At 41.4% G+C, this 20,835-nt stretch carries 19 protein-coding genes; 11 read left to right on the forward strand and 8 right to left on the reverse strand.

Annotated features, from left to right (window positions below; all coding sequences use genetic code 11):
* Positions 1-46: 46 nt before the first annotated feature.
* The 3 genes from ACK1U4_RS02690 to ACK1U4_RS02700 form a co-directional block, all read right to left on the reverse strand.
* Positions 47-982, reverse strand: a complete 936-nt coding sequence (locus ACK1U4_RS02690) for a substrate-binding periplasmic protein (protein ID WP_419400501.1) — start codon at positions 980-982, stop codon at positions 47-49.
* Positions 983-1,132: 150 nt separating this feature from the next.
* Complete coding sequence (gene creC / locus ACK1U4_RS02695) at positions 1,133-2,749, reverse strand: two-component system sensor histidine kinase CreC (RefSeq protein WP_419400500.1); 1,617 nt, start codon at positions 2,747-2,749, stop codon at positions 1,133-1,135.
* Positions 2,750-2,754: 5 nt separating this feature from the next.
* Entirely contained in the window at positions 2,755-3,537 is a 783-nt protein-coding gene (locus tag ACK1U4_RS02700) for a response regulator (protein WP_419400499.1), read from the reverse strand.
* A 268-nt stretch (positions 3,538-3,805) separates the two neighbouring features.
* Here ACK1U4_RS02700 and ACK1U4_RS02705 point away from each other — a divergent pair, with 268 nt between their 5' ends.
* Positions 3,806-4,258 (forward strand): hypothetical protein, encoded by a 453-nt coding sequence (locus ACK1U4_RS02705; RefSeq protein ID WP_419400498.1) that lies wholly within the window; start codon positions 3,806-3,808, stop codon positions 4,256-4,258.
* Positions 4,259-4,317: 59 nt separating this feature from the next.
* Complete coding sequence (locus ACK1U4_RS02710; protein WP_419400497.1) at positions 4,318-5,091, forward strand: hypothetical protein; 774 nt, start codon at positions 4,318-4,320, stop codon at positions 5,089-5,091.
* 339 nt (positions 5,092-5,430) lie between these two features.
* Here ACK1U4_RS02710 and mnmA read toward each other — a convergent pair whose 3' ends face one another.
* A complete protein-coding gene (mnmA, locus tag ACK1U4_RS02715; RefSeq protein WP_419400496.1) occupies positions 5,431-6,582 on the reverse strand; it encodes a tRNA 2-thiouridine(34) synthase MnmA in 1,152 nt (383 codons plus the stop codon).
* Between the two features lie 200 nt (positions 6,583-6,782).
* On the opposite strand from mnmA, the gene ACK1U4_RS02720 reads away from it, so the two are divergent.
* Together ACK1U4_RS02720 and ACK1U4_RS02725 are read left to right on the forward strand one after the other, a co-directional pair.
* Positions 6,783-7,796, forward strand: coding sequence for an ion transporter (locus tag ACK1U4_RS02720; protein ID WP_419400495.1), 1,014 nt, complete (start codon positions 6,783-6,785; stop codon positions 7,794-7,796).
* Between the two features lie 139 nt (positions 7,797-7,935).
* Positions 7,936-8,394 carry a hypothetical protein gene (locus ACK1U4_RS02725; RefSeq protein WP_419400494.1) on the forward strand — a complete coding sequence of 153 codons (459 nt, stop codon included), beginning with the start codon at positions 7,936-7,938 and terminating at the stop codon, positions 8,392-8,394.
* A gap of 271 nt (positions 8,395-8,665) precedes the next feature.
* Here ACK1U4_RS02725 and ACK1U4_RS02730 read toward each other — a convergent pair whose 3' ends face one another.
* The 3 genes from ACK1U4_RS02730 to ACK1U4_RS02740 all read right to left on the reverse strand — a co-directional run bounded on the left by ACK1U4_RS02730 (position 8,666) and on the right by ACK1U4_RS02740 (position 11,525).
* Positions 8,666-9,643: a TerD family protein gene (locus tag ACK1U4_RS02730; RefSeq protein ID WP_419400493.1), complete on the reverse strand. Its 978-nt coding sequence runs from the start codon at positions 9,641-9,643 to the stop codon at positions 8,666-8,668.
* A 21-nt stretch (positions 9,644-9,664) separates the two neighbouring features.
* A complete protein-coding gene (locus ACK1U4_RS02735; RefSeq protein ID WP_419400492.1) occupies positions 9,665-10,702 on the reverse strand; it encodes a helix-turn-helix transcriptional regulator in 1,038 nt (345 codons plus the stop codon).
* 190 nt (positions 10,703-10,892) lie between these two features.
* Positions 10,893-11,525 (reverse strand): TetR family transcriptional regulator, encoded by a 633-nt coding sequence (locus ACK1U4_RS02740; RefSeq protein WP_419400491.1) that lies wholly within the window; start codon positions 11,523-11,525, stop codon positions 10,893-10,895.
* A gap of 424 nt (positions 11,526-11,949) precedes the next feature.
* Here ACK1U4_RS02740 and ACK1U4_RS02745 point away from each other — a divergent pair, with 424 nt between their 5' ends.
* A complete protein-coding gene (locus ACK1U4_RS02745; protein ID WP_419400490.1) occupies positions 11,950-12,246 on the forward strand; it encodes a hypothetical protein in 297 nt (98 codons plus the stop codon).
* A 59-nt stretch (positions 12,247-12,305) separates the two neighbouring features.
* Here ACK1U4_RS02745 and phbB read toward each other — a convergent pair whose 3' ends face one another.
* Positions 12,306-13,073, reverse strand: coding sequence for an acetoacetyl-CoA reductase (gene phbB, locus ACK1U4_RS02750; protein WP_419400489.1), 768 nt, complete (start codon positions 13,071-13,073; stop codon positions 12,306-12,308).
* A gap of 126 nt (positions 13,074-13,199) precedes the next feature.
* Between phbB and ACK1U4_RS02755 the strand changes: the two genes are divergently transcribed.
* The 6 genes from ACK1U4_RS02755 to ACK1U4_RS02780 all read left to right on the forward strand — a co-directional run bounded on the left by ACK1U4_RS02755 (position 13,200) and on the right by ACK1U4_RS02780 (position 20,824).
* A complete protein-coding gene (locus ACK1U4_RS02755) occupies positions 13,200-13,379 on the forward strand; it encodes a hypothetical protein (protein ID WP_419400488.1) in 180 nt (59 codons plus the stop codon).
* 290 nt (positions 13,380-13,669) lie between these two features.
* Complete coding sequence (gene glnE, locus ACK1U4_RS02760; protein ID WP_419400487.1) at positions 13,670-16,480, forward strand: bifunctional [glutamate--ammonia ligase]-adenylyl-L-tyrosine phosphorylase/[glutamate--ammonia-ligase] adenylyltransferase; 2,811 nt, start codon at positions 13,670-13,672, stop codon at positions 16,478-16,480.
* Positions 16,481-16,707: 227 nt separating this feature from the next.
* Positions 16,708-17,652, forward strand: a complete 945-nt coding sequence (locus ACK1U4_RS02765) for a branched-chain amino acid transaminase (protein WP_419400486.1) — start codon at positions 16,708-16,710, stop codon at positions 17,650-17,652.
* Positions 17,653-17,755: 103 nt separating this feature from the next.
* On the forward strand, positions 17,756-18,874 hold the full coding sequence (locus ACK1U4_RS02770; protein WP_419400485.1) for a glycosyltransferase: 1,119 nt from the start codon (positions 17,756-17,758) through the stop codon (positions 18,872-18,874).
* A 15-nt stretch (positions 18,875-18,889) separates the two neighbouring features.
* Positions 18,890-19,819 (forward strand): glucosamine inositolphosphorylceramide transferase family protein, encoded by a 930-nt coding sequence (locus ACK1U4_RS02775; protein ID WP_419400484.1) that lies wholly within the window; start codon positions 18,890-18,892, stop codon positions 19,817-19,819.
* 27 nt (positions 19,820-19,846) lie between these two features.
* Positions 19,847-20,824 (forward strand): glycosyltransferase family 2 protein, encoded by a 978-nt coding sequence (locus ACK1U4_RS02780; protein WP_419400483.1) that lies wholly within the window; start codon positions 19,847-19,849, stop codon positions 20,822-20,824.
* The last annotated feature ends 11 nt before the right edge of the window (positions 20,825-20,835 follow it).

The following is a 20,835-nucleotide window of genomic DNA, read 5'->3' on the forward strand; positions in this document are numbered from 1 at the left end:
ATCTTACGCCCTTTTTAGATTTTGTCAGTTTGTTGAGATGCTAAAATTAAGGATTGGCAGGTGCAGATGCTGTACCGTTATTGACGGTGATGTTTTTAAAGGCATATTTTGATGATGGTCCAAACCATTTATCAAAAATTTTGTCATACGTACCATCCGCTTTCACGGCTTGGATACCCGCATTGAGTTTGTTTAATAATTCAGTATTGCCTTTTTTGACCACATAACCCAACTGTAATGACTTTGATTCATCGAGTGGTAAATAATATAAATTATTGATTTTATGTTCGTTTTGTAAGCCTTTTAGCGTGATAACGTTATCCAAAACCACATCAGATTTGCCATTTAACACGGATTTGAGAGCCAAAAAGTTGGATTTTTCTGCCACTTTGGTATTGCCTTTGGGAACAAAATCTTGGTCAACAATGGTTTCCATGATGATGTCTTTTTGTACCGCAATGGTTTTATCTTTAATATCTGCAACGGACGTGGGGTGTCCTTCTTTTTGGATGCCAACGAAGGCAAGGGGTAAGCTAAAGTAAGAATTTGAGTAATCAATCACTTCGGCACGTTCTGGCAAAATAAAGATGGAGGATGCACCCATATCTTCTTTACCATCTTTGATAGTATCAACGATATTTAAAATTTTATGTTGTTGGTAATTGACGCTAAAGCCTTGTTTTTGAGCGATGGCATTCAATAAATCGACATCAAAACCTGATAATGAACCATCCGCTTCACGGTATTCAAAAGGTGGATAGTAAGGGTTAATAGCGACAGTATACGCTTCAACGTTGGTTATTGCTGAAGCAGTAGCTTGAGCCATGCTAGAAGCTGGGGTAGTAGAAGTGCTATTTTGAGGCGGGGTAGCGGAGCTAGCGATGGATTGGGTGTTTGTTTGCGAGGGTTGGTTGCAACCAACCAATATCATACTAACAATGAGTAATGCCCCATAACGTAGATTAGAAGAAAAATCAAACATATAAGTACCTTAATTTAAAACAATTGTAAAATATTATAATGCTAAAGGGTTATTTAGTAAATGCTTAACTAAACAAATTTTTATATAATATTCTACCCAACCTATGATTTGGTTAAATGTGTAAGTCTTAATATTATTATTTACAATGATTTAGCTAGAAGATGTGGGTAATTGTATGGTTAATATTACCAAGTTTCCATCAAATTTATTATTGACTTTTTCTAAACTAAATGGTGTTTTTTTATCAAAAATTAAATGGTCTAATTTTTTATTATTTTGCGGTTGTTTATCCCAATTTTGGTTGTTTTTATCAACATCATTCTCCAATTGCTGTAAGCCAATCGACCCTATCGCATTGCCCTGATGGCGTTCAACCACCTGTTTGGCAAGGGTTAAGCCCAATCCTGTGCCTTTGTTATGTTGCTCGGCAAGATTGACACTAAAATACCGCTCAAAGGCTTTTTGTAAAATATAATCTGGCAAAGTAGGGCTGTCATTGATGATATGAATACGCAAAGCTTGAGGCGTGCGTTCGGTGATAATCATAACATGGTGTTTGGCAAATTTGATGGCATTGTCAATGCCGTTTTGTAAGGCTTGGGATAGCCAAAAACTATCAATATAAGCCTGATTCTGCGTGTCAAATTGTAAGTTTAGCTGTAAGTTTTTTTGTTGAATTTTGGCTTGTTGAGCCGTGATAAGGGTTTGGATTAACGGCTTAACATCGCTTAGTTGTTGGCTAAGTTTAAAACTGGGCTGTTCAAGTTTGGCAATCACCAGTAATTTTTCTACCAATGTTTGTAATTTATCTGACTGTTCGATGATGGTTTGGCTAAATTGTTCTCGATTGGCAGGGGGTAATTCGTCACCCAATAGCTCGCCACTGGCTCGAATGGCGGTGAGTGGGCTTTTGAGCTCATGTGTCAAGGTATGCACATATTCTGTGACATAGGCTTTGTTTTCAATGGTATTTTTCATCTCATCAATGGTGGTTACCAGTTGATTTAGCTCTTTTCCCAAATAAAAATGTGGCGGTGGGTCATTGGCAAGGTTTTGGGTATAGCGGTTGACCGTTTGAATGCTATGGCGTAACCACCATGCCATCAGCCCAGATAAAACCAAACAAATAACTGTGATATACAGCATAGTTTTAAACATTTCTTCACGACTTTTGTCAATATAAGGCAGTAGGGTCAAAATTGGCTTGCCCACACTCACCACACCGATAAGCTGATGGGTGTTATCGACAATCGGCGAAGCCACATACATGACAGAACTGGCTTCATCCCTTGGGTTGACACGGGTTGACCTTGCTCCATATTTGCCATGTAAGGTCAGATACACATCATTCCAACGGCTAAAATCCTTGCCTACGCTCACGCCTTGGCTGTCATACAGCACCACGCCTCGGCTATCAGTGACATACACATGAAGCTGGCTGTGGGTTTTTTGGTCAAACCAAGTCGGAATGGCGGTTTGCCCATTGGGTGAAAATGCTTGATTAAGCTGTTGTTGAAATGCCAAATCACGGATATCGCCAGAGGCTACGGCAGGGCTTAATGTGGTCGCAAGCGTGCGAGAAATATCCACCAAGGTATCTTCCACCACCTTTTGGGCGGAGGGCTTGATACTTTTTTGTAATTGATAAATGGCAAGCCCACTGGCAAACATCACAATCACAGCAAATGCTAACCAAATGCGAAAAAACACGCTAAAGGTCAAGCGTTTAGCAAAGATTTTATCCAAAAAATGATGAAACGCAGGCATGGTCATTATTGCTTTAATCCATAGCCTAACCCACGGTGGGTAATGATGACTTCACACGTAGGGTCAATTTCTGCCAATTTTTGGCGTAAGGTCTTGATATGACTGTCAATGGTGCGAGCCAAACGGTGTTCTGGGTAATCACTGACTTGGTGTAAAATTTGCTCACGGCTTAAAATACGATTCGGCTGATGGAGCAACGTCAGCATGATGGTCAGCTCCATTTTGCTCAATACTAACGGCGTATTTTGCCAACTTAATTGGCAGTTATGGTCGGTATATTGCCAGCTTCCTGTGGGTAATTGTTTGCTAAAATCTTGGGCAAAGTTTTGGGTGCTAGGTTTAGGATGAGGTTCAGTGTGATGAGCTTCATAGGTCGGTGGATTGGGTGTGGGGTGGGTTTGGGTAAGGTGCATTTCCTCACGCCGCCAAATCGCCTTGAGCCTTGCGATGACCTCACGAGGGCTAAATGGTTTGGTAATATAGTCGTCTGCACCCATTTCAAGACCGATGATTTTGTCAATTTCATCATTGCGAGCGGTGAGAAATAAAATCGGCACGTGACTATGATGTTCACCAAAGCGGACTTGCTGACACAGGCTAAAGCCATCGCCGTCTGGCAGACCGACATCCATGACGATGGCGGACAGGGTGGGCAGTTGGGCGAGCGTGGGTAGCACTGCCGAAGCGGTGTCAAGCCATGTGACTTGCCAACCCTCACGCTCAAGGGTGAATTTGAGGGTGCTGGCGATGGCTGGGTCGTCTTCGATGATGAGAATTTGATGGGTCATTATGGGTGGTTATTTTTTTAGAGATTAGGGGGTATCATAACCAATCTAGGTTGAATAATAAAGTGTGGGTAAAATGTCATAAAAATTTGTGAGTAATTTCCGATAAACGGTGAGAGGTTTATGTCCATTATGTGAAGATTTTGTTATAATCAAGTTTATAGAAAATAACCAAAAACAATTCTAGGTATTATTCATATTAGATTTGTCACTTTAAGCGTGATGTTCATTGATTAAACGTTGATTTCAACACAACAAAAAAGGTGTTATTATGAAAAAATTATCAGCATTAGTTGTATTGTTTGCTAGCTCAATGGCATTGACAGCTTGTGGTGGCGGTAGCTCAGATAGCTCGGGTTCAGTAAATTCCACCTTTAGCTCAACATTAGCTAATGGGAATGTTTATAGTTGTCCAACTAAGGTGGCTTTGGATAGTTGTAAAGGTGATTCTAGTTGTCAAGTAGCTAAATGTACCATAACCAAACAAGTTGTAAAGCCTATTGATCCGACGTCTACGACTGTTTGTGAAGTGTCTAATAATGTAGTATATGCTAGAAATGGTGCAACCTGTAAGTATATAGATACTACTAAAGATGCAAATGTAACTGTTGCTTGTGATTCGAATAAATTATATATAGATGGTAATATTGGTCGATTTTTCTCAACAGCTAGCACTTATTCTTCACCATATAATATAAATGGTGTCAATTTCGTATGTAAATAAATTCTTCGGGTGATATATCAAGACGGCTAATATTGATTAGCCGTTTCCATTGGTGAAAAATGAAGAACAAACTATTTTTTGCAGTTTATACCTTGGCTGTTTTTTTCTTAGGGGTATTTACCACATTTGCTATTACTTACCAATCTAATCATACAGATAGCCAAAATAGTTTGAGTAAAGAAAACCAACACCCCATTTCTGCCAATGCCTTAGCTCAACCCAATTTCCCCCAAATCATTGCATCTACGATAGCCAGTAGTCCAATGGCGACACTGACTAATAATGCCAAACAAGCCAATCAAAACACCTTTAACACCCAACAATTTAATGAGCAACAAGCCAAACAACTGGTCAATGCTCTGCCAAATGCCCAACTTAATCAATATGTTGAGCGATTTATGACGACCAAAGATGCTGAACTGATTAATGATAAGCGTCAATTTGCCAATCGAGCCATTGAAGAGCTGTATAAAGCCAATGATAATCAGCCATTAATAGGGCAAGTGTTGATAGGTGATTCTACTAATTTGCCAAGTCAATCATTGAACACAGCGGTTTTGCAAAAGAAGCAAAAATTATTTGCTCATCTCAATACATTTGGCAAAGTGAAATTGGGTGCAAATGTGTTTGTCAAATGGACGAATCGCACGACAGGTGAGGTTTTATTGTTTGAGAAAAAGCTGATTGTGCCAAATTCTAACGAAAATTGGGTTAGTTATCAGCCGTATGAGGGCTGGCAAGTGGGGAGCTATGATGTGAAGTTTTATCAATTCACGTCACAGCTTGAGCCAGTCGCCCAACTTAGCTATGATGTAAACCAAGTAGTAGATTAAGTCTAAATTAATACGATATCGTTGTAGGGGCGTATTGCATACGCCCAAATTTAACCTCAGTTCGGTGTAAGATTTTACGCAATCATATGATTTTAAAATAAAATATTCTAAAGGTAAGGTGCGTCATACGCACCTATTGAAGATATTGGTTTTGAATGGTGCGTAAAACGCACCTTACGAATTTAAATTATTTTAAAAATCATAGATTTATCAATAATAATGGCGTTTGTTATATCGAACTCAGGTAAATTTAAGTTATTCGTCACCCCTGCGTAGGCAGGGGTCTAGTGTCTTTGATTCAGCAAGATAAATTCAAAATTTGCGTAAGTCCTATATTAGTTATAAAGCAGTCGGAGCATTAATACTGTTAATCACCCCACCGCCCAAACACACTTCATCGACATAAAACACACACGATTGCCCTTCGGTCACGGCTCGTTGTGGTTCATCAAATACCACTTTTACCTCATCATTATCCAACGCAAACACCGTACAGGCTTGGTCGGGCTGGCGGTAGCGAGTTTTGGCAGTACAGCGAAAGCCTTGCGGTGTAAAAATCTCGCTTGGTGCAGATACCACCCAATCAAGTTTATAGGCGGTGAGTTCAGTGGATTGAAGCATTGGATGCTCATGCCCTTGCCCCACGACAAGGCGATTATTTGCCAAATCTTTGTGTAGCACAAACCACGGTTCTTCTGGGCGGTCTTTCACCCCACCAATGCCAATCCCACCACGCTGACCCAGTGTGTAATACATTAAGCCGTCATGCGTACCGATTTTTTTGCCGTCATCGGTATAGATATCGCCTTTTTTGGCAGGTAGGTATTGTTGTAAAAAGTCTTTAAACCGCCGTTCACCGATAAAGCAAATCCCTGTCGAATCTTTTTTCTTAGCCGTAGCAAGGTCATATTCTTCGGCAATTGCTCGCACTTGTGGTTTTTCTAGTTCGCCCACAGGAAATAAAGTTTTGGCAATTTTATCGCCACTGACAGCATGTAAAAAATAACTTTGGTCTTTGTTATTGTCCAAGCCACGCAATAAGGGGGCTTTGCCGTTGTCATCGGTCATGCCACGCCGTGTATAATGCCCTGTGGCGATATAATCCGCTCCGAGCGTCAACGCATAATCGAGAAAGGCTTTAAACTTGACTTCTTTATTACACAAAATATCAGGGTTGGGCGTGCGACCTGCCCCATATTCTGCCAAAAAATGCTCAAATACCCTGTCCCAGTATTCCATCGCAAAGTTAGCTGTATGCAGTTTGATGCCGATTTTGTCGGCAACGGCTTGGGCATCGGCAAGGTCAGTCATGGCGGTGCAATATTCTGTGCCGTCATCTTCTTCCCAGTTTTTCATAAACAAGCCTTCGACAACAAAGCCTGCTTGCTTGAGTAGCACAGCGGTGACGGAAGAGTCCACACCGCCAGACATACCCACGATGACACGAGTTTGGGAAGGATTTGGGATATCGGATAAATTAAATGCGTTCATAAGCGAATTTGGTAAAAATAGTAGGATAGAGGGTTTGCTATTATAGCAGAGTTTGGGGGTTACTGCTTCATCAGCATAGCCTCCTGTTTCGTACTGTTTCGTAAAAAGTGGGTTAGCATAAAAATAATTAAAAGCCATTTCTTGCTTAAAATAACCATGTTACAATTTGTGACAATAATAAGAAACTGAAACCGCCTCCCATGATTCCCCAAGCCCCTATACCACCCTTGCCACCACACCCCAAAAAAATCTTTCGCCGTTATGTGTATGATTTATTGCATAACGAAAATTACGAAAGCCGTATCAATCGCTTGGTGGATCGTTTTTTGATTGCCTTGATTATGGCAAATGTGGCTTCGGTCGTGTTAAGCTCCATGCACGATTGGTATCATGCCCATCGCCCATTTTTTGATGGGTTTGAGCATTTTTCAATCGCCGTGTTTACCATTGAATATTTTTTGCGGTTGTGGTCGTCTGCCGAGCATAAACCGCAATATTCTGCCACCCATAACCGCCTTACATGGATTCGTCACCCACATGGGATTATTGATTTTATCGCCATCGCCCCTGCATATGTTAATTTCTTTGTGCCGATTGATTTACGCTATTTGATTGTCTTACGTTTGCTTCGCTTGTTTAAACTCACTCGTTATTTTGTCGCTCTCAGATTATTGTTAAAAGTCGTTGCCAAACAAAAAGAATCGTTTAAAGCGGTGTTATTGATTTTGATGATTTTAGTAGTATTGGCTGCTAGTGGCATTCATTTGGTCGAACATCAAGCCCAACCCGATAAGTTTGACTCAATTCCCAAAGCCATGTGGTGGGCGGTCGTCACCTTGACCACGGTGGGATATGGCGATGTCGTGCCGATTACACCATTGGGCAAGACACTGGGGGCGATGATGACGATTTTGGGTGTCGGCTTGGCGGCATTGCCTGCAGGTATCTTGGCATCTGGGCTTGCCAATGAATTGGCGTTACGGCGAGAACGGCTTGAAATGGAATTTCGAGAGCAATTACTTGAAAATGAAATTGATGTGCTACACGAAAATATTACCATCGAAAATCTGCGAAAAGAGATTGGTTTGTCGCAAGAGCAGGCTCGCATGGTGATTGACCAATTGTTAAAAGAACAACAACTGCAACAAAAACGTATTCAATCATTACATTTTTGTCCGCATTGTGGGCATTCATTGCATCATATTGATGAGTAATGATGGATTAAAAGGACGATTACTAAGAATTTTTGTAAAGACTGTAATGATTTTATAATTAATTCCCAGTATAATACTCGGATATATCTTATGTATTAGCGTAGGGTAACATTCAATACGCTGAATGGGGAGATGAAAAATGGAAGTTTTTATCAATAATGATGTGATGACAACAGTGTTATCAATTACCTTAATTGGTAATCAACATCACATAATGCAAGCGACTGCTTTATCGGCAAGAGAACGCCAACTTTTATTATTACTGGGTAAGGATGATAAATTAAGCATACAAGGTGTGGCGAAGATTGTCAGTAAAATAGACCTTGCACGCCTTGCGAGTTTTGGCTTTATTCGCTATCAGTATCAACATTCAGATAGTTTAGCGACTGCCAGTGTGGCTGATACTGCAAATTCTACCATATTAGCGTCAAGTAAAATTATCAGTAGAGGGCGATTAACCTCATTTTTGCAAACTTATACCCAATCCACAACGGTGATTGATGATAGTGCTGTTCCGTCATATACTCGCCCTGCATTACCAGAGGCGGTCAATGTGGATTTTGAGGATATTAGGATTGCTCAAGCTTTATTGGCATAGTTGGGATAATGTTGAGCTAAAAGAGATAGGACTTACGCAAAAGACACTAGATTCCCACATTCGTGGGAATGACGGCTCTTTTTATATTTCGTCACCCCTGCGAATGCAGGGGTCTAGTGTCTTTATTTAGCAAGATACATTCAAAATTTGCGTAAGTCCTAAGAGATAAAAAATACGCATTTTTGTAGGGGCGTAATGCTTACGCCCTGTGTGATAGGTTAGATTTTGGGTTTATTCAATAGCCCTATAGTTTTACATTGTGGGTCGGGTGTTATTTTGCCGTACGAGTGAGTTCGGTCATTATTTGGGTTTCAATATCCGCTAACTTATATTGGGTTAGCGGTTTTTTTTCGTCAATGTATCGCCAACTTTCTCTTGCCCGTGTCAAGGTGGCAACCCATACCGCCTTGCAGTCACTCGGTAACTGGGCTAAGTGAAGGTCGCTGATGACGTTACCCTCATCATCGCTCATTTTACAATGCCCTGCTTGAGCCATATTCAGCGGATGACCATCATAGCTTGAGAGTACCCAAACAAGGTGATAAATTTCATTGCTAATCTTGGGAAGATAAATCGCAATACTTTCTTGGTTCATTTCGCTGTCACTGGATTCGGCATACATTGCCATATCGCTAGGAATGGTAGGGTCAACATTATTGGGCGTGGGTGGTTTTGAGCCAAGCAACTCATCACCATGATGGCGGATGGCTTCGCTACGGTCACGCACATTTTTGAACCACACACGCTCGATGACTTCGCCATAACGGTTGCACAATAAACATGCCAATTCTAAGTCAAGCAGTTGGGTTTTGCCTTTAAATTTATTGAGCAAACCTGCTTTTGGTACATCAGTACGTTGCCAATTGACGCTAAATAGCCATTGCTTTAAGGCAACGTCCATTTGTTCAATCATCTTGCCTGCCTCGGCTTTATCATCGACCAGTTGGTCATCAGTGGGAATCACTTGATGACTTTGGCTTAAAATATGCTGGTCAGTAAGTTGCTCACCTTTATGTATACGGTGCAAAGTAGGAATAGTAGGGGATTTAACATCAGCATTAATGGCAGTATCCATCATGCTATTAGCATTGGTTTTATTTGTGTTAGCACTATTTGTATTATTTACATTACCAATTTCATTGTTAGCTGGTTTTTTGGCAACAATCGGTGAATCGTCTAACAACGTGCTATACACGATTTGGTTATTTGTTGTTTTGTCTAAGTTTGGGTTGTCGTTAGTTTTTGTCATTTGCTTGCTCAAAATTGGGTGTTAATCATTATGCTCATACACTGCCAACGCCAAAATATCAGGCTTAACTTGGTACAAACCTTTACCAAACCCTCTGAGCCACCAAACCAGTTGTGAGGTCAAATTCACTGTGGCAGTGACGTGCAGTCCTTGTTCATCTTCCCATGTTTGTTGGTCGTCACTGAGTTGACTTTCAAGCAGACTTGTACCTGCTTTTGGGTCAAAGACCAAATGAATGGCTTGGCTGGGCGGGCTGGTAGGTTCGGTTTTGAGAGATTCAAACAATGGAAAATTAAAGCCCATCGCCCCTGTGTTGATATAGGCATCAAGGTCAAAATCATCGGGCAAATTGGCAGGATTTTCTGATACTTCTGCGGATTCAAAACGGTGTAATGCAAACTGGCGAATGTCGTCAATTGGCTTATCATCACGGCTTGCAATCACATAAATAATCACCCCACGTTGGATAATTGCCAATGGATTGAGGGTATAAGCTTGGGCTTCCTCTCGTCCTCGAGCCTTGTAATTGGCAATGAGTTGTTTATTTTGAAACAGAGCCTCATATACGGCTTCTTGAGCATCGGCATTGACGCTAGGGGCGATAAGCGGTTGATTGGCGGATAAAATACGTACACGATGAAGCCATGTATTGGCGACTTTGCTTTCTTTGAGCTGGCGATTGGCAAGGTCAAACCAAGGTACGAGTTCATCAAGCACTGCAGGCGGAAGCAGTTGGGTTAAATTATCTTTAACCATGCTAAACGCCACGGCTTGCGACAGATTCATGTGAGGTAAGCTTTGCATAGGGGCATCTTCACGCCAACGCCAGCCTTGCGGATTGGCATTGTTTTTTTCGATGGGGAAGCGTTCGGCAAGGGCATTGAGGTCACGCTGAATGGTACGTAAGCTAATATCAAATCCCATCAAATCCAACTGCTCTTTGATATACGTTGTCCCTAACCAACGTTTGCGGTCAAGTTGTGAAAGGATTTGCCATTGGCGAGCGGTGGTGGCAGTGGCATTGTGTGAGGCATTTTCGGCATTGGTAGCTGATTTCATGGTAAATCCACTTCTAAAAAATGATGCTCTATATTAACATGATATAAAAAGTTGTTTTGTACAAAAAATGCTCTAGTGTGTTTATTTAAAGGGGTTGCCAATGGTTAGCAAAAACTAGGCGTGAGCAGTATTACTATCAATAAAAAATATCAACAGCTATATGGTGTCATAGAAAGCTACCTTGTATCACCTAACCGTTAGTTTTCCAATTACTTACCCCATAAAACACCACTTGGGCTTGTTTGGTGCAACGTTGTAAATACGCTTGTTGGGTGGCATTATCGGCATCTGCTAATTTTAACCAATGATACACCCATGAAAAATACATATTGACCCCCATGTCCGCAATCAGCGCTAATACATGGGGAGCTAAATGTCCAAACGCAGGCTGTAACCGCAAATCAGCGGATAAAATTTTGACAAATAATCGAATTTGAGCATCCAATGCCTCATATACCGCTCGATTACCGCCAAAACGCTCAGATACAATAAAATGCCAATATAAAGGCGATGTATCAATGCTCTCGAAAAATAATGCCACACTACTGGCAATCTGCTGTTCATGCGTGCGTAAGCGTCCCATTTGCAAATGTTCTCGCAATTGGTGCAACGCATTGCCCAACTCCTCGTTTACCAACGCTTCGCCCAACTCATCCATATCCTTAAAATGTCGATAAAATGCGGTCGGTACGACCCCCACCTCACGGCTAATTTGACGCAACGAAATTGATGAAAACGCATGACCTTGCATGGTTAAATCCAATACTGCCTGAAAAAAAGCATGGCGAGTTTGGCGTTTTTGTAGCTCACGATGACTTAACATGAAACAATGATATCCTAGGGTAATGACATTGGCAAAATGGCGATTAGACTTGTTTCCAAACCACCGATTAGCGTGAGTTAGCAAAGCGTTACCCACGATATATTATGGCAAAACTTGGGTATGGAAAGAGGTCTATTGTAAGAGGATTATTGCCCAAATACAATCAGCCATGCTATACCGCTTATCCTGTTTATCGGTGGTTTTTACTTAATTAGCCCTAAAAATTAATAAAATAATAACCGCTTTTTTGATAAAGCCAATGGTTTATCGGTCAAATGGACTGGTGATTTTTTGATACATTGTTATAATTAAGTAACATTCATGCGTTATAATGTAATTAACAATAACAAACTACCCAAAAATAATGCGGTATAAATTGTTGACCTTGCCTAGGTAATGCACGGTTATGACATAGAGGACAGCCATGCAACAACCATTGGATGATAAAAAAACACCGTTAATGGAATCAAAGGACATGCCAACCTATCTTGATAACACTGATACACTTGCCCCAACGACAAGTGCTGAGTCGGTTTTTCCAAAACCCAAGCTGACCGTTCATCGTTTGGTGGTGATTTTATTGGTTAGTTTAGCGATTGCTCTCATGCTTGTGTGGAGTTTAGATGCGATGTTTAGTAACAATGAACTACATGGGCGTAGCAACCATTATTACTGCCCCAATACCAATGGCGAGCAGGTAACGATTTGTTTTAAAACTTAAATAGTAAGTAATAAAAAAGGCGATAAATTTATCGCCTTTTTTATTTTATATACGATGCTTTACTGCATATATTGTCCGCCATTGACGTTAATGGTCGCCCCAGTGATAAAACTCGCCCCATCACTGACAAGGTACATGACGGCAGCGGCGATTTCTTTAGGTTCGGCTAGGCGACCCATTGGAATGCCAGCTTTGATGCCTTCTAGGACTTGTTCTGGCACAGCCATCACCATTTTTGTGCCTGTATAACCGGGTGCGATGACATTCACTGTGATGCCAGATTTGGCAGCTTCTTGGGCAAGGGCTTTGCTAAAACCGATGATACCTGCTTTGGCGGCAGAGTAGTTGGCTTGACCAAATTGACCTTTTACCCCATTGATTGAGCTAATGCTAATAATACGCCCTGATTTTTGTTCTAGCATTTTTAGATACACAGGTTGGGTCACGGTGAATAAGGTTTTGAGATTGGTGTCTAGCACGGCTGACCATTGGTCAAAGCTCATTTTCTTAAAGGTGCTGTCACGAGTAATCCCTGCGTTATTGACTAATACGTCAATACGACCCAATTTTTCAATGGCTTCATTAATGTGTTGGGTGGTCGCTTCGTGGTCGGTTAAATCCGCTTCGATAAAGGTGAAATCTTCTTCTTTTAGACCTTCTTGAGCAACCCAATCATGCCCACGGTGGGTTTCTTGACCCTCACGAGGGGTGTAAGTGGCGATGATGTGATAGCCGTCATTGACAAGGGCGTGACAAATATCCGTACCGATACCGCCCAAGGCCCCTGTGACCAAGGCAACTTTTTTTGTGGTGGCTGATGTTGACATATAATACTCCTTTAAAGTGTTGTGGTTAGAATTGTTTGTTGAAATCATTCAGATGAAAGTAGCGCATAAAGCTTTGGCTATCGAATATACCAAAACTAAAGTAGGTTCTTATTATGAACCACTATTATGACCACTTGGTTACAATATAGTGACTTTGTAATTAAAACCGCTGGGGTTGATTCCTTTCATCCAAATAAAATCGTACCTAAGCCATTGGTTAATGCCTCGCTAGCATCCATGACTAGCTCGGATATCGGCTTAAATACTGGGCTTTCCATGCTTGCTTTTATCATAGAGCAAATTTAAGATTTGACAAGTGTTAGTTACCAATTGTTACCAAATGTTTCTTTTTTTGATGGGTTAACTTTTTTAACAAACTATTGTTTCGTCAAATAAATAAACGCTAAACAATGGCTAATAAAATCGCTAAAAGGCTTTTGACAACGGCGTGAATGTGCTAGGCTATCAATGTATAGTGAATTAAATCAGCAATGAAACTTGAAGATTTTGGGCGTATGCAATACGCCCCTACCAAACTGTCTTATTTCTATTTAAACGACTATCAATAGATTGTTGCCACGATATGGAAGACCATCATGCCTATGTTAATCCCAACGCCTGAGCAAGTTGAAACCCTACGATTAGCCAGTCAATTTGGCTATCGAATTTGGCAAGAAAAACCCACGATTGCTCAGTCCTTTATCAAAAGCTATCCGCTCACCATGACGCTTAATGACCAACAAATCAAGGATTTAATCCGTGATTATACGTTGGACGATGAGTGCCAAGTGGCGGATGAAGCCTGTGTGATGCGTGGTTTGCGTCATCTGCGAAATTTGCTGATGCTACGTTGGATTTGGCAAGATGCGTTGGGGCTGATTTCGCTTGAGCAATTGACATGGGAATTAAGCAAGTTTGCTGATTTTTGTCTGATTTTTGCCAAAGATTATGTGTATCAAGATTTGATTAAACGTTATGGCGAGCCGATTTTTACCATCAAAAATAAAGCCAAAGTTGATGATTTGGCGATTATTGCGATGGGTAAAATGGGGGCGGAAGAACTCAATTTATCCAGTGATATTGATTTGATTTTTGTGCATCAAGGGCAGGGCGAAACCAATGGTAGCCGTGAAAATGGCACAAAGTCGATTGATAATAAAAAGTTTTTTACCAAATGGGGTCAAGGCATTATCAATTTGCTTGATAAGCAAACCCAAGATGGTTTTGTGTTTCGTATTGATATGCGTCTGCGTCCGTGGGGCGATGGCAGTGATTTGGCGATTCATTTATCCGCCCTCGAAAAATACTTTGCCCAACATGGGCGAGCGTGGGAGCGTTTTGCGTGGCTCAAAGCCCGTGTGGTCAATCCGACTGCCTTTGATGACGATTTGCAAGCCTTGATTAAGCCGTTTGTGTTCCGTTATTATGTCGATTATAGTGCGTTTTCAGCACTTCGTGAGATGAAGTCGCTGATTCAAAACCAAGTCGAACAACGCCAAGATACCGATAATGTCAAATTGGGGGCAGGCGGTATTCGAGATATTGAGTTTATTGTGCAGTCATTTCAATTGATTTATGGCGGTCGAGTGGCGAATATTAGCGTGAAACATTGCTTGACGGCGATGCAACGTTTGCACGAAATGGGCTTTTTGGATAAACAGACCTATCAAGATTTGGATACCGCCTACCGTTTTTTACGCCGTCTTGAGCATGGTATTCAAGCCATTAATGACGAGCAAACCCAACGTTTGCCCAAAGACCCCACGCTTCAAGCCAATCTCGCCCAAGTGCTAGGATTTGCCGATTGGCAAGCGTTATTAACACAGCTCAACGCCTATCGTCAAACCGTCAAGCTACCGTTTGACAATATGGTCACTGAGCGTAAACAGCCCAGCGAGCAAGTCAGCATTAACCATGATGCCAATATTGAGGCGTTGCAACAACGCTTGACTGCCGACAACCAGCAACGCCTTGAGCAATTTTGGCAAAGTAATTTGGTCAAAAAACTCAGCCAAGAAGCCAGAAGTCGATTGGATACCGCTTATCCGTTGTTGGTCAATGCCTTGCTACAGCCGACCCTTGAGGATGAGGCGGTCAATGTGGCGTTGCCTCGCTTGTTGAACTTGCTAGAGGCGGTGAGTGGACGTTCGATTTATTGGGTAATGTTTGCCGAAAACCCAGAAGCCACCACCAAGCTGATTCCCATGCTAGTCGCAAGCCCTTGGATTGCCGAAGAATTGGCAAGTTATCCTGTGTTATTGGATTCGTTTTTGCGTGAAAAATACCGCCATTTACCCGATAAAGCGGAACTTGATAGTATTTTACGCCAACAGTTGCTTCGCATTGAGCCAGATGACGAAGAGGGCATGATTAATAGCTTACGGTTTTTCAAAAAAACCCAAGTGCTAGCCGTGGCTGCCAGTGATGTATTGGCAGAACGTCCGATTATGAAGGTGTCTGATTCGTTGACTTTTATTGCCGAAGTGGTGCTTACCAAGACATTGGAGCGAGTGTTTAGCAGTTTGGTGCAAAAACATGGCTATCCGCTCAATGCCAAAGGCGAGCCTGTCAGCGAGGCACATAATGGCTTTGCGATTATCGGTTATGGCAAACTGGGCGGACTTGAGATGAGTTATAGCTCCGACCTTGATTTGGTGTTTATCCATGACATTGATGAAGAAGCGATGACGTTGGGGAATAAACCCATCAGTGGCATGAAATTCGCTGCTCGGCTTGCCCAAAAACTGATGAACTATCTGACGGTGCATACCCGTGATGGTCAAGCGTATGAGATTGATATGCGGTTGCGTCCGTCTGGGCAGGCAGGGATGATGGTGGTTTCGACCCATGCGTTTGAGCGGTATCAACTCGACAAAGCATGGTCATGGGAACATCAAGCCCTCGTGCGAGCCAGAGCCATCTGCGGTGATAGTGGTGTGATGGCACAATTTGACAAAATTCGCCAACAAGTGCTGACCATACCAAGGGATGAAAATGCGGTGCGTGTCGATGTTGCCGAAATGCGTCATAAAATGCAAGACCATCTTGGCAGTGATAAACACACCAAACAACAGGGTTTATTCCACCTCAAACAAGACGCAGGCGGATTGGTGGATATCGAATTTATCGCCCAGTTTGCGGTGTTGGCGTATGCCAATGCCCATCCAAGCCTTGCGGTGTGGAGTGATAATGTACGGATTTTTGAGGCATTGGGGCAGACAGGTATCATTGACCCTGTGGTGTGTGAACAATTGACCCAAGCTTACCTCAAGCTAAGAGCCATGACCCATACGCTGGCATTGGCAGGGCAGAAAATCGTGGTAGCAGAAGCCGATTGGCATGAATTGCGTAATTTTGTTGATGAACAATGGCAACGCTTGATTGGTCAACGTCCTCAATCGTTATAAATGGTATTAACCCAACCCATAAATATAACTTTTTTTTATATGAAACAAAAAATAATTAATCGTAATTAATGATTAATTATTGAAGTATTCAAGCAAAATTAGCCTATAATAGCTAATTCGATAGCGTGGATTGGCGATTGCTAATTCATATAAATGAAATTATAGTTGAATATTGTTCGTTTATTAATATACCATTAACGCAAGCATTTTCAACAAGGAGTGAAAAAATGACAAAAATTCCTAGCATGGCAGACAGAGATGGATTTATTTGGTTGGATGGACAAATGGTTGACTGGCGTGATGCCAAAATCCACGTCTTGACCCATACCTTGCATTATGGCATGGGCGTGTTTGAGGGTGTACGTGCCTACAAAACAGCAGATGGACGTACCGCTATTTTTCGTCTTGATGACCATACCAAACGCTTGCTTAATTCAGCAAAAATCTTTCAGCTAAAAGTCCCACACAGCTTCGATGAGCTAAACCAAGCCCAAAAACAAGTCGTGAGAGATAATAAGCTTGAATCAGCCTATCTACGCCCATTGATTTGGGTCGGTTCTGAAAAGCTCGGTATCGCTGCCAAAGACAACACCGTGCATAGCATGATTGCGACATGGACATGGGGTGCGTATCTCGGTGAAGAAGGCATGGCAAAAGGTATCCGTGTCAAAACCTCAAGCTACACCCACCATCACCCTAACATCACCATGTGTAAAGCCAAAGCGGTCAGTAACTACCCAGTATCAATTATGTCAAATCAAGAAGTCACCAAAAATGGCTATGACGAAGCTATCTTGATGGACCCTCAAGGCTATGTGTGCCAAGGCTCTGGTGAAAACCTATTCTTGGTCAAAGACGGTGAGCTACACACCCCAGACCTTGCTGGCGGTGCATTGGATGGTATCACACGCCGTACCATTATCCAGTTTGCTAATGATTTGGGTATCAAGGTGCATGAACGCCGTATCACTCGTGATGAGTTCTACCTTGCGGATGAAATCTTTATGACAGGTACAGCTGCCGAAGTCACGCCAATTCGTGAGTATGATGACCGTGAAATCGGTAATGGGGCAAGAGGCGAATTGACCGAAAAAATCCAAAGCTTATACTTTGATGTGGTGCAAGGTCGTAATGACAAATACGCTCACTGGTTAAGTTATGTCGATGAGTAATTGACTTGAGCTAAAAGGTTAAATACTAAGGATAGTTATGTTAAAATGACTATCCTTTATTTTTTAACATTAATAACTGGGTGAGCAAGCGGTTAATCATACGATGACAAATAAAATTAAAGTCATACACTTTGTGACAGGGGGCTTTTCTGGGGCGACCAATCTTGCAGTTGAATTGGTGCAAGCTCACAACAGCTTTTCAAATTTAAGCGAGCCAAATTTACAAAGTTTGCTTGTGTTACGCCAAAAGAAGACCACCACTGCCGATAAATTAGCAAGACTAGACAGTCTAGGTATTGATTACCAAGTTGTGACAGGTAGTAGTCATCTAGCCACTATCTTTGCTCTCAAAAAAATCTGCCAAGAATTTCAGCCCGATATTTTGGTTGCCCATGGTTTCCCAGAACATTTAATCGGACGTTGGGCGGGCAAGCAGGCAGGTGTACCGCATTTAATCCAAGTAGAACATGCTTCCAAAGAACGTTATACGCCATTTCGACTGTGGCAAACACGCCATTTGAGTAAATATACCGATTATGCGATTGGCGTGTCACAAGGCGTTGCCGATGTGCTTCGCTCTCAAAATTTATCATGTAAAATCATGGCGATTGCTAATGGTATTGATACGCAGAAGTTTTCTAGTGATAAGCCTTTAGTCGAAAGACAACATGATATTATCATGGTAGCAAGGTTTTCTAAGGGTAAAAATCATGCCGTGTTGCTTGATGCGTTGGCATTGTTAAAAAACCAAAATATCACACCAAAACTTAACTTTTTGGGTGCTGGTAACGGTCGTCACGAGCAAGCCGTGGTGGATAAAATCGCTAAACTCGGCTTACAAGACCAAGTGATGTTGCTCGGTCATTGCTCCGATATGGCAGAGCAACTGGCGAGTCATAAAGTCTTTGTGTTAGCGAGTTTCCATGAAGGATTAAGTTTATCCGTCATTGAGGCAATGGCTTCGGGCTGTGTGGTGGTTGGTAGTGATGTGGTGGGTATCAGCGAGTTGATTGAACATGAGCAAGATGGTTTTTTGTTTGATGTGAATAATGCGACACAACTGGCTGATATTTTGGCAACAACTTTGTCAAACATTGAAAGCTATCAAGCAATGGCAACGCTTTCCCAACAAAAAACCGTAAAATATTATGATAAATCCGTGATGGCTGAGAACTATTTAAAGTTATTTAGTCAATTGACCAATACCAACGATAAAAATTAACCTGTAAAACTTACCATGCTAAAAAAATATTTTTACCACGAAGAGTGGAATATTGGTATCGCTAAAAAATCGTCTGACTTGACACTTGATACCTTAACCAATATTTGCCAAGATGATAAAATAGTATGGCTTGCGGTGCGTTATCACTTTCAAGCCGACCCTTTCTTGTTTGAATATCAAGGCAAGTTATATGTTTTTTATGAAGCATTAAATCATAGCTGGGTCAAAGGGCATTTGCGGTGTCGAGTATTAGATAGTAATTTACACGAATTAGAAGATTTTGCCCTTGATGATATCAATGCGTTGGGCTCTCATTTGTCATTTCCACAAGTTTGGCAGACAAATGGCGAGATTTTTTTGATGCCAGAAAGCCATGAAAAAAACGCCATTTATATTTTTAAAGCCATTGATTTTCCAAAAAAATGGCAAGTGGTGCAAACCATTGACAATGGTAAATACATTGATAGCGTGGTATTTGAGAATAATAATCAAAAGTGGCTAGTCACCAGTTTGCACAAAACGGCTGAACGCAAAGTTTTTGGTTATCAAAATGAAGCATGGAAAGCCATTGAGATTGAGTATATTAGCGATGATAATCACAGTCGGCTAGGCGGTGGGGCATTTAGGCTAGTTCTTGATGAGCAGGTCTATTTACCAGTGCAAGAAAATCACCTTAAAGAGTATGGCAAATCACTGTTTATCAAAGCGTTACACATCAATAGCAACAGCCAACCTCTTACTTGGCAAGAGTTGACACAAACACAAATACAGTCACAATCCGTAATCTATCCAGACGGTTTGCATACCTTAAATATTAGTGAAAACTATATCATCATTGATGCGAAACGCTGGGTATTTCAGCCGTTTAATTTTTTTGTGCGTAAATACCGTCAAATCAAACAAGCAAAATACCATGCCAGTTTAAAATTGACCAATCAAGTATAATCTTTAATTGAACTCATTTGAGAAGATATGACTGCAAATAACCATCCTTTTATCAGTATCTTAATCCCTGTTTATAATGTTGCTGACTATGTCACCGAGTGTATGCAGTCCATTTTAGCTCAAATTGATGAGCGTGCTAATGTGATTTTAATGAATGATGGCTCAACGGATAATAGCCGTGAAGTTATTGAGGCATTTTCCAGTCATCCACAAGTCACCATCCATGATGCACCACATAACCGAGGTTTATCTGCCACTCGTAATGCCTTGTTGCCGTTTGCTACAGGGGAATATGTGTGGTTTATTGATTCGGATGATGTCATGCACGAGGGTGCTTATGCCAAAATTATAGAGCGATTGACAGATGAGCCTGTGGATGTATTGTTTGGTGACTATATCGCATGGCGAGGTAATTATCGGCGTACCAAACGGAGTTTTGAAGGTAGGGCGAATCACGTTTTCCACAATGATAATGAATCGTTTTTTAGAAACTTAGTGGCGACTAACAGTAACTTTGTATGGTGTAAAATTTATAAAAAATCAGTCATTGACAATATCAGCTACCAAGTTGGCAAAAAGTTTGAAGATATCTATTATATGGCGGATTTGGCGGAATTTTGCCAAACCTATAGTTATCTCAAATACCCACTGATTGACTATCGTGAGCGTGAAGGCTCGATTGTCAAGTCCATGGATAAACAATATGTCGATGACTTTTTGGGGGGATATCTATATGCGGTGTGTCAATGGCAATCACGCATCGATGAAAAAACACACCCCGACCAAGATTTTATTTTTTATAAAACCTATAGTCGGTTTGCCAGTATGGTGGCAGAGCTTGACGAGTTGGGACGGCAGGATTTGTTTGACCATGTTAAAAGTGAGTTTACCCCAAAATTTAATGTCTATCGTGACCAAGTCAGTAGTAAATTGGGTTGGCTGTCATATCGAAAGTTTAAAAGCAAAGTTAAATCAGTCGAGCAGATTTTTGCAAAAAACGACTAATTAGATGTCGG

The organism is Moraxella sp. TY6 (assembly GCF_048551375.1).
Taxonomy (GTDB): domain Bacteria; phylum Pseudomonadota; class Gammaproteobacteria; order Pseudomonadales; family Moraxellaceae; genus Faucicola.